The organism is Neobacillus drentensis (assembly GCF_036965425.1).
Lineage (GTDB): Bacteria > Bacillota > Bacilli > Bacillales > Cytobacillaceae > Neobacillus > Neobacillus drentensis_F.
The window spans coordinates 25,943-36,647 of record NZ_JBALPP010000067.1; the positions used below are offsets into that span (position 1 = coordinate 25,943).

Below are 10,705 nucleotides of genomic sequence, written 5' to 3' on the forward strand. Positions count from 1 at the left end.
ATTTCCAGTTAGTTCTTTTTATTTTAAACTAAATTTTCTAAAAATTCTATTGACATTTTGGCCATTTCTAAGGATAATCAAAGAAAATTAAATTGGTAATGGTAAGGGACTAGTAAATCTTTGGAAAGTGTTAGAGAATGAAACCCACCGGCTGAAAGGTTTCTCATTGAAAGAGGATTGAACCTGCCCTTGTAAAGCTGCTTATGAAAACATAAGCCGTGCCCCACGTTACGGGTTGAAAGTGGATGCGAGCTTTTATGCTCTGCATCAATGAAGGTGGTACCGCGGAAACGACTTTTCCGTCCTTTAATTTAGGACAGGAGAGTCGTTTTTTATTCTTTAGGCGTTAACTGAAAGAGTGTCCATGATAATAATTCTCAGGATTGAGGACAAAAAACGCTAGAAAACTAGCGGGAATGTCCTCAATAAGCCAGATTAAGGACATAACTGGTTTGGAAACTAGCAGAAATGTCCTCAATAACCCTGATTAAGGACAAAACTAGTTAGAAAACTAGCGAAAAGGTCCTCAATAAGTCCGATTGAAGACAAAAACTAGCTATAAATCTAGTAAAACTGTCTTCATTGAGCATGGAATCTAGATAAAATTCCAATTAAATTTGGTGCAATTTTAAAAAAAGAGGGTTAGTACGATGAAAAAACAGCTGGTAGTTGTCAAGATTGGAAGCAGCTCGTTAACAAATGCCTCAGGAGCGATATCAGAGGAAAAAATACGTGATCATGTTGAGGCATTGTCACTATTAAAAAAGCAGGGGCATGATGTCATCCTAATTTCCTCAGGTGCCGTGGCTGCTGGATTCGGTTCACTTGGATATTCAATTCGTCCGAAAACAACTGCAGGGAAGCAAGCCGCAGCTGCAGTCGGGCAAGCACTCTTAATGCAAAATTATATTCAACTATTTAAAGAGTTTAATATTGTTCCAGGGCAAATCTTATTAACTCGAGAGGACTTCTATAGTCAAATAAGGTTCCACAATCTTTTCAATACGATACAGGAGCTCCTCCAAAGGGGTGTCATTCCGATCATAAATGAGAATGATTCGGTATCGATTGAAGAACTGACCTTCGGAGACAATGATATGCTCTCGGCGCTTGTTAGTGGGTTTTTACATGCAAATGCTCTCATAATCTTAACCGATGTAAATGGACTTTATGATGGTAACCCAAAAGTATCAAAGGAAGCAAAAAAATATCATTTTATCCCGGAAGTATCAGAAAAACTTATGGGAATCGCAGGCGAAAGCGGTTCGATGGTTGGTACCGGTGGAATGAGATCCAAGCTGTTAGCAGCAAAAAAAGCATTATCGCTTGGTGTCAGTGTTTTTGTGGGAACGGGGGCAGGGAAGGAAAAATTGGTTGATATCCTTGCTGGCAAAGGAGATGGAACGTATATCGGAGGACCCTTCCAAACACAGATGCAAATGAGAAAACAATGGATAGCCTATCATTCCCAAGTTGGTGGAGTCATCGAAATTGATGAAGGAGCAGAACAGGCCATTGTCCAAAGAGGGAAAAGCCTATTGCCTGTAGGGGTAACGAATGTAACTGGTGAATTTAATGCCCTTGATGTAGTGGAAGTACGCAACCCAAAAGGAAAAATTGTCGGGAAAGGACAAGTATATTATTCCTCTCAAGACCTGCTTAAAGTTAAGGGATTACCAAGTGAACAATCCAAGGTTTATTCGATAAATCAACATGCAGAAGTGATCCATCGCGATAATTGGGTCATTATGCCAAAGGAGTGAACATTCAATGAGTGAATTATTATTAAAAGCAAAAAAATTAAAAGTAGCTTCCAAGAAATTAGGAATGATTACCAGCGAAGAAAAAAATCGAGCGCTGGCCAAACTGGCAGATCAAATTTTAATGGAAAAAGAACGCATTTTATTAGCGAACCAAGAGGATATTTCAGCTGGTATAGAAAATGGAATTTCGTCATCATTATTAGACCGCTTATTGTTAACGGATGAACGAATTGACCAAATCGTTGAGGGCATCCATCAGGTCATTAATCTGGATGATCCCATCGGGGAGATCACCGAGGCTTGGGAAAGACCGAACGGGTTGCATATTCGAACAGTGAGAGTCCCGCTTGGGGTAATTGGCATGGTGTATGAAGCACGTCCCAATGTGACCGTTGATGCCGCAACTTTATGCTTAAAAGCCGGAAATGCCGTTCTTTTAAGAGGAAGTTCTTCTGCCCTCCATTCCAATATGGCGCTTGTGCAAGTAATGCGGGAAGCTCTTGCTGAAACAGCGATTCCTGCTGACGCAGTTCATCTCTTAGAGGATACAAGCCGCGAGACTGCTTCCGAAATGTTTAAGCTAAACCAATACTTGGATGTTCTTATTCCACGCGGAGGAGCAGGTTTAATTCAATCGGTTATCCACAATGCCACGGTACCTGTGTTAGAAACAGGTGTCGGAAACTGCCATGTTTTTATAGATGAATCAGCACAAGAAAAAATGGCGACTGAGATAACTTTAAATGCGAAATTGCACCGGCCATCTGTTTGTAACGCAGCGGAAACTCTTCTTATTCATAAAGATTGGCCATATATTTCTGAATTAATAAATATGTTGCATGAAAAAGAGGTCGAGCTGCGGGGCGATCAAGAATTAATTTCCAAATATTTGTTTGTCAATTTGGCGACTGAAGAAGATTGGCAAATAGAATTTTTAGCACCAGTATTAGCGATAAAACTAGTGAATGATATAAACGAAGCCATTGACCATATCGATCAGTATGGTACAAAGCATTCAGAAGCAATTATCAGTGAAAACCAGCAAAATGTCCGTTTATTTTTCCAGGCTGTAGATGCTGCTGTCTTGTATCATAATGCCTCTACAAGGTTTACCGATGGAGAACAGTTCGGTTATGGCGCTGAGATTGGCATCAGTACACAAAAGCTGCATGCCCGCGGCCCAATGGGACTTAAGGCAATCACGACAACCAAAGCAATTGTGCAGGGAACAGGACAAATTAGAATATAATAGAACAAGTAAGGGCTTTGTTAGTCCTTACTTGTTTTTTTTACTGAATGAAAGGGACAGTGGGATAAGGTTGTGTCATCATCGTGCAAGAAATACTGCTTCCATTCATAGTTATCGTTCTTTCCATAAGTATTCAAATTAGGGTGAATGGAAATAGTATCATATTCTGATAGACGTTTCCGAATCGATGCTTTGATTTTAGTTACCATTACTTCATTAGAAGAAAATTGTTCAAGTACAAAACGCGGGGTAATCGCAAGCATGAAATATGGGAAATGCCGGCTGAATCTATTTTTATGGGAAGGTGTTGCACAGAACATAAAATATTGTTCACCATGAAAGCAGAATTCCCATAGTGGATTATGAGCACTTGAGGGTATATGATTTGGCCATTTCCTTTGATCTAAATCATGAAGGTCATTAAGCTGTTCCCAAAATAGCTGCTCAAATTTTTCAACTGGAGTTTTTTCATTTAATTCGCACAATGGTTCATAAAAAATAATTAAGGATGTAAAGGCACCCAGCTCTCGATAACAGTTTGAATAGTCTTCAAGCATAATGGCAAGTTGTTTTGCATTGTAATTTCTTACGAAACCATAGCGAAAATGATGGAGTTGGTACCCTTGGGTGGCAGGAATACAAGGAAAGGGTTTGGATTTATCCGTCATTTTTGCTTCAAATTTTTCAATTGCATCCTTTTGCCAATGTTCTAAAGCCATTTGCTTAAGCGTTTCTTTTGTATAGATACTCACTAAGATCCCACCTCTCAATCTCAAGATATGAAAAATTAAAAATGACGGTGAGAAATTCAACTTTTTTGCTTATTTCTGTTAAAATAAATATACAAACATGCATTCTTATTTCGAGTTGGTGATTTAGTGAAAAAAGATGTACAAATTTCAGTTAGGACACTTGTTGAATATGTTTACCGCAGCGGCAGTATCGATTCTCGGTTTCGATCACAAGCGACATTACTAGATGGAACAAGAATTCATCAAAAAATTCAAAAAACCTATCAAGAGGGAGATCAAAAGGAAGTATATCTCCGAATTGAAATTCCATTTGAGGACCTTTCTTTCATTATAGACGGCAGATGTGATGGGCTTTTATTCAAAAAGGGAGAAGTGATAATAGATGAAATCAAGTCATTTTCCCAGCCGCTTCACCTCCTTAATGGAGAGGGATATCCAGTCCACTGGGCACAGGCAAAAATGTATGCCTATATTTATTCCAAGGGCCACCAATTACCTGAGATAAATGTTCAGCTAACTTATGTTCATGTTGAATCAGGAGAGAAAAAATACATAAAAAAGACCTTTCCTTTTGAAGAACTCGAGCAATTTGTTTTCGATTGTCTCAAAGGGTATGCACCATACGCTAGGCTGCAATTACAGCATCGTGAAAAGCGAAACGCAAGCTGTAAGGAATTGAGCTTTCCTTTTCCTACCTATCGTGAAGGTCAGCGGAAATTAGCCGGTGCTGTTTATAAAACGATTTCTGAAGGGAAAAATTTATTTGCGAAAGCTCCAACAGGAATTGGTAAGACTATTTCCACCTTATTCCCGGCAGTTAAGGCGATGGTGGAAGGCCACTTAAACCGTGTTTTCTATCTTACTGCCAAAACCATTACTCGAACCACTGCCGAAGATGCCTTCGCCAGAATGCGAACAAGCGGCCTTTGTTTGAAAACGGTCACTATCACAGCGAAAGATAAGATGTGCTTTAAAGAGGAAACCATTTGTCAAAAAGAACATTGTGAATTTGCAGATGGCTATTATGATCGGATAAATGCTGCCATACTAGATATATTAGCGAATGAACAAGGTATGACAAGAGCTGTAATTGAAACTTATTCTAGAAAACATAAAGTCTGTCCTTTCGAATTTTCAATTGATCTGGCAAATGCTGTCGATGCGATTATATGTGATTACAATTATATATTTGACCTTCAAGTTTCGTTAAAGCAGCTTTTTGAGGAACAGAAAAAGTCGACAGCCTTACTAATCGATGAATCTCATAATTTAGTTGACCGCGGGCGGGAAATGTTTTCAGCTTTCATCAACAAAGAGATGTTTCTCCAATTAAAAAAGGACTACAAAGGTGTAAACAAAGATATTTATGAGACGGCCAGCAAGCTGAATTCCTGGTTTATTTCGATAAAAAAAGAACATGCCAATCAAAATGAGTTTTCTATTCGAAAACTGGATGAAAACCTACATCTTCATCTTGTTCAATTTTTGGATGCAGCAGAAGATCTTTTAAAAAATGGAGCATCTAATCATCTATTGGAAGCCTACTTCAAGGTTAACAACTTTTTAAAAATTGCAGATTTACTCGACGAACATTATATGATTTATGGCGAAAAGCAGAAAACGGATTTAATTGTGAAGCTTTTTTGCATGGACCCTTCAAAATTGCTTAAGCAAATGGGGAAAGGGTATCGCTCTAAAGTTTTCTTTTCAGCAACTTTATCGCCACTTACCTATTACCAGGATATCCTTGGCGGACAGGAAGAAGATTACTTCTTATCAATTCCTTCGCCTTTTAAAAAAGAACAAGTGGACATTCTTATCAAGCAAGTATCCACACGTTACCGAGATCGTGAGCGGACGAAGGAACCGTTAGTGAAAATGCTTCAATCATTTATTAAAACCCGGCAGCCGGGCAATTATTTAATTTTTTTCCCGTCCCATCAATATTTACGTTCTGTTTATGAGGAGTTTAAACTGGCAGATCCTGAAACGAATACACTTTTACAAGAAGCAGGCATGAGCGAAGAAGAAAGAGAAGCTTTTTTAGCGGCATTTACCCCAAATCAAAAAGAAACTTTGCTTGGTTTTGCGGTCCTTGGCGGGATTTTTTCGGAGGGAGTCGACTTAATTGGCGATCGTTTAAATGGTGTAGTGGTTGTCGGCGTTGGATTGCCGCAGGTATGTTTTGAACGGAATCTTATTAAGGATCATTTTAACACTCAAGGAAAAAATGGGTATGACTATGCTTATGTTTATCCTGGAATGAACAAGGTGTTGCAGGCTGGAGGAAGGCTAATTCGCTCAGAAGAAGACCATGGAACTATTGTACTTGCCGATGACCGATTTCTACACTCCAAATATCAAAATCTATTGCCGCATGAATGGCGGGAATACACGATTATTTGAGCACGTATTTGATGCGTGCTTTTTTTCTTGCTTGGACAAGGGTCACGTTTTTTAAAATAATTCTTAATTATTTTTGTAAATAAGGTGACAAAATCGGAATCTTTGTCATATAATTAACAAAAAGTTGCACAAGGTAAAAACTTTGAAGGAGGGGAAAGAGAGATGGATAAACCTAAAATAATGAAATTAGTGAATGGTGAAAAAGGAAATATTATAAAAATTACTTCTTTAAATCTGGACGGTGTGATGAGAAGAAGATTATTAGATTTAGGATTTGTGACTGGCGCATTGGTTGAGGTTGTACGGAAAAGCCCCTTGGGTGACCCAATTGCCTTTCGTGTCAGCCAAACAACGATTGCTTTAAGGGAAGAGGAAAGTTCGAAAATAGAAGGGGAGCTGGTATCCGATGGGAACTGAATATCGAATTGCTTTAGCAGGTAACCCTAACACGGGTAAAAGCACGTTGTTTAATGCCTTAACGGGACTCAGACAGCATACTGGCAACTGGGCCGGCAAAACGGTTTCCCTTGCCCAAGGCTCTGTGCAGTTCAAGGATAAAACGTTTCAACTTATCGATCTCCCTGGCACCTATTCGCTTTTTTCCAATTCCAAAGATGAAGAGGTTGCTAGAAATTATATTGTTTTTGAAAAACCTGATGTAACCCTCGTAGTTCTCGATGCAACATCTTTAGAACGTAATTTGAATCTTGCTTTACAAGTTTTAGAGATGACAAAAAACGTTGTCATTGCAATCAATCTCATTGACGTTGCTGAACAACAAGGGATTCAAATAAATGAACGCCTGCTGACCAATCGCTTAGGGGTTCCTGTCATCAAGATCTCTGCACGGAACAAAAAGGGCTTTCCAATGCTATTAGATACCCTTGACCGGATAGTAACAGGAGCTATTGAATGTAACCCGGTAAGAATGGCATATTCCGATGAAATTGAAGAGCAAATCAAGAAAATTGAACCAAAAGTTCGTGAAATCGTTGGCGATCAATTATCTTCCCGCTGGGTTTCTTTGAGATTGTTAGATGGGGACGAAACGCTATTAAATGAAATCAATCAGAGGTTGTCCGGGAGGCAGGTAGAGTATGAGTATTCAACACATCTTTGCTGAAGCTCAAGAGCTGTCGACACCAAAGCTGAGGGATGATATTGTTCAACAGCTTTATGATCGCAGCTATAAATTATGCCAGGAAGGCATTTCCTATACAAAATCAAAACGAGATACGAGAACGGAAAAACTGGATGCGATTTTTACGTCCCCGATTTTTGGTTTTCCGATTATGATTGCGATGCTTGGATTATTGTTTTATATAACAATAGCGGGCGCCAATATTCCATCCTCCTTGATAGCAGAGTTCTTTGGCTATCTGGAAGGTTATATCACCCAATTTTTTACCTTTATTCATGCTCCTGAATGGCTCCATGGAATTCTTGTACTCGGGTTATACCGTGGTACAACATGGGTTATAAGTGTCATGCTGCCGCCAATGGCGATCTTTTTTCCAACCTTTGCATTACTCGAAAATTATGGGTATTTGCCAAGGGTAGCGTTCAATATGGACCGATTGTTTAAAAGGGTTGGGGCCCATGGAAAGCAGTCCTTAACAATGGCTATGGGTTTTGGTTGTAACGCCGCTGCCGTCATTTCAACCAGGATTATTGAATCTCCGCGGGAGCGTATGCTCGCGATCTTGACCAATAATTTTGTTCCATGTAATGGACGCTGGGGAACCTTAATTGTTTTGTCTTCGTTATTTATGGCAGCAGGTTTCACAGGCGGGATGGCATCACTTGTCACTACAGGTGTTATTGTCGGAATTGTCATGTTCGGAATCATCGTAACCTTTTTCGTCTCGTGGGTACTATCGAAAACCGCTCTAAAAGGGGTTCCGACCCATTATACGTTAGAGCTACCGCCATATCGTAAACCAAAAATCTTTGACACAGTGATTCGTTCTTCATTAACGAAATCATGGTCTGTTTTAGTCCGGGCGGTTAAAGTTGCGGCACCAGCTGCGATTTTAACATGGGTGTTTGCAAATATCTATATTGGCGATACGAGTATCCTTATGTATGCAGTGAACTTCTTGGACCCATTTGGAAAAATGTTAGGTCTAGATGGGTATATTTTGATGGCTTTTATATTGGGGCTGCCGGCAAATGAGATTGTACTGCCAATCCTGTTGATGGGATATTTATCAACCGGTTCTTTAACTGAAGTTGATAGCTTGGTAGATTTGAAGAAAATCTTTTTAGCACACGGTTGGACTTGGTTGACTGCATTGAATATGATGTTATTTTCACTGCTGCACTATCCGTGCGGAACGACTTTGCTTAATATTTATAAAGAAACAAAGAGTAAGAAATGGACTTTCTTAGCATTTCTAATACCAACAGTTATTGCTATCATTGTTCCATTGGTGATTACGCAAACAGTAAGATTCTTTGGCTGGGTTTAAATTCTGAAGACATCACATTATTAATGTGGTGTCTTTTTTTATTAAGTTGAAGTATGGACGAATAGGTCTTAGGTAAATGAAGAAACCTATAACTACCTATTATGTGGAGGATTAGGATGTCAGAGGAAACATTAACAGAAACCATTCATTCGGATTTTCATTTAAATATTCAAACGGTGAATAATACATTTTCTAAGATACATGATTTTATGACAAGAGTTTTCGATATAAAAGAACGGAAGATTGGGATTGCTTTTATCGACTCGATTACGAATAAGGATATCGTTAACGGCAGAATTGTAAATGAAATTTATAAGTTAGATTATAAGGACTCCATCATAGATATACCCATAGCGAATATTAGTGTAACTGATAACTTTAAAAAAATTTATTCTGGTATTATAGACGGTAAAGTCGCAATTTTTGAGGGGAATTCGAACATCGCTTTCCTGCTGGATACCGGATTATTTGAAACCCGCTCCATAAAGGAACCTGATTCAGAAAAAATCGTAAATGGTTCTCACGACGGGTTTGTTGAAAGTTTAAACAAAAATATTAATATTATAAGGAATCGTATTAGGACACCAAATCTAAAGAGTGAAATGTTAAGTGTAGGGGGAGGGAGCATAACAACAAATGTTTCAATCCTTTATTTAGAGAATATCGCAAATCAAAAAGTCATTAACATAGTTAAAAAACGGATTTCTTCAATTGAACTTGAGAATAATCTTACACCTGGAAAATTGGAAGAGTTTATTGAGGATAACTCATTCTCACCATTTCCGCAAATTTTAGAAACTGAAAGACCTGATCGTGTTGTTGCAAACTTGATGGATGGTCGAATTGTAATCCTGGTGGAGGGAAGCGCAACTGCATCCATCATGCCTGTTTCATTTTTTTCCTTTTATCAATCCCCGGATGATTATAATTCAAGATTTATTTTAGGGTCATTTATACGAGTAATCCGACTTTTAGGTTTTTTTATTAGCATTACTTTACCATCGATTTATATCGCAATTGTTTCCTTTCATTATGAGGTCCTTCCATACGAATTAGTGACAAATATTAAATCGAGTTTGGAATATGTACCATATCCTCCTGTTATTGAAGCTTTGATTATGCAGCTTACACTTGAATTATTAAGAGAAGCGGCAATCCGGCTGCCTACATCCATGGCTCAAACAGTAGCCATTGTAGGGGGATTAGTAATCGGTACAGCAATTGTAGAAGCAAATCTTGTTTCGAATACCATGATTATTGTTATTGCCATTACGGCAATCTCTTCCTTTACAGTGCCTATTCATGAAATGAGTTCATCGATTCGTTTATTAAGCTTTCCCATGATCTTTGCAGCGTCGATGCTTGGGTTAGTAGGAATCGTTGTAGGGTTAATGTTTTTAATGATTCACTTGGTAAAATTAGAATCTTTTGGTGCTCCCTATTTTGCACCACTTGGTCCAATTCGTATGTCTGATTTGAAAGACACTTTAATCAGGGTACCATTTTGGAAAATGAAGAACAGGCCTAGTACAGCAAAACCTATTAATGAAAAACAATCCACTGGGAAAAAGGGGTGGGCTGAGGATGGAGAATAAGAAGGAGAGTATTTCCTCCTTTCAGATGTTCTTTTTCGTTGTATTGGCAACAATAGGAGAAGGCATTTTATCTTTTCCAAATTTGATTTACAAAGATGCCCGGCAAGCCTCGTGGATATCCATCTTGATAACTGGTTTTATTGCTTTATTTCTGGGATTGACCTATGTTTATTTGCATCGTCGATTCCCACAGAAAACCATTTATGAAATTTGTATGATTGTATTTGGAAAATGGCTAGGAAGGTTCATCATAGTCGGTTACCTTATTTATTTTTTCCTTATATGTATGAATATTAATCGGATATACATGGAAACAATCAGAAACTGGATATTAACTTCTACACCTCCATCCGTGATTTTGTTGCTAATGTTAATGTTAGGAATGTATTTAGGAAAAGAAAACTTAAGAATTATTACACGGTTTTTTCAGCTTAGTTTTTGGATTATTATTTTTCTCATGTTTATGAAC

The 10,705-nt window shown here is 38.3% G+C and carries 9 protein-coding genes; 8 read left to right on the forward strand and 1 reads right to left on the reverse strand.

The window, feature by feature from the left end; all coding sequences use genetic code 11:
• Positions 1-650: 650 nt before the first annotated feature.
• Together proB and V7161_RS17335 are read left to right on the forward strand one after the other, a co-directional pair.
• A complete protein-coding gene (gene proB / locus V7161_RS17330) occupies positions 651-1,763 on the forward strand; it encodes a glutamate 5-kinase (RefSeq protein ID WP_335714205.1) in 1,113 nt (370 codons plus the stop codon).
• 7 nt (positions 1,764-1,770) lie between these two features.
• A complete protein-coding gene (locus V7161_RS17335; protein ID WP_335714206.1) occupies positions 1,771-3,012 on the forward strand; it encodes a glutamate-5-semialdehyde dehydrogenase in 1,242 nt (413 codons plus the stop codon).
• Between the two features lie 20 nt (positions 3,013-3,032).
• Here the strand turns inward: V7161_RS17335 and V7161_RS17340 are convergent, their stop codons facing one another.
• Positions 3,033-3,764, reverse strand: coding sequence for a YqcI/YcgG family protein (locus V7161_RS17340; protein ID WP_335714207.1), 732 nt, complete (start codon positions 3,762-3,764; stop codon positions 3,033-3,035).
• Positions 3,765-3,890: 126 nt separating this feature from the next.
• On the opposite strand from V7161_RS17340, the gene V7161_RS17345 reads away from it, so the two are divergent.
• The 6 genes from V7161_RS17345 to V7161_RS17370 form a co-directional block, all read left to right on the forward strand.
• Positions 3,891-6,170 (forward strand): ATP-dependent DNA helicase, encoded by a 2,280-nt coding sequence (locus V7161_RS17345; RefSeq protein ID WP_335714208.1) that lies wholly within the window; start codon positions 3,891-3,893, stop codon positions 6,168-6,170.
• A gap of 162 nt (positions 6,171-6,332) precedes the next feature.
• Positions 6,333-6,587, forward strand: coding sequence for a FeoA family protein (locus tag V7161_RS17350; RefSeq protein WP_335714209.1), 255 nt, complete (start codon positions 6,333-6,335; stop codon positions 6,585-6,587).
• Positions 6,577-7,293, forward strand: coding sequence for a FeoB small GTPase domain-containing protein (locus V7161_RS17355; RefSeq protein ID WP_335714210.1), 717 nt, complete (start codon positions 6,577-6,579; stop codon positions 7,291-7,293). Before V7161_RS17350 ends, V7161_RS17355 begins: the two co-directional genes overlap by 11 nt.
• Entirely contained in the window at positions 7,268-8,641 is a 1,374-nt protein-coding gene (locus tag V7161_RS17360; RefSeq protein ID WP_335714211.1) for a nucleoside recognition domain-containing protein, read from the forward strand. The genes V7161_RS17355 and V7161_RS17360 overlap by 26 nt, the downstream gene beginning before the upstream one ends.
• A gap of 116 nt (positions 8,642-8,757) precedes the next feature.
• Positions 8,758-10,236, forward strand: coding sequence for a spore germination protein (locus tag V7161_RS17365; RefSeq protein WP_335714212.1), 1,479 nt, complete (start codon positions 8,758-8,760; stop codon positions 10,234-10,236).
• A partial coding sequence (locus V7161_RS17370; RefSeq protein ID WP_335714213.1) for a GerAB/ArcD/ProY family transporter occupies positions 10,226-10,705 on the forward strand: 480 nt, incomplete at its 3' end. The genes V7161_RS17365 and V7161_RS17370, both read left to right, overlap by 11 nt.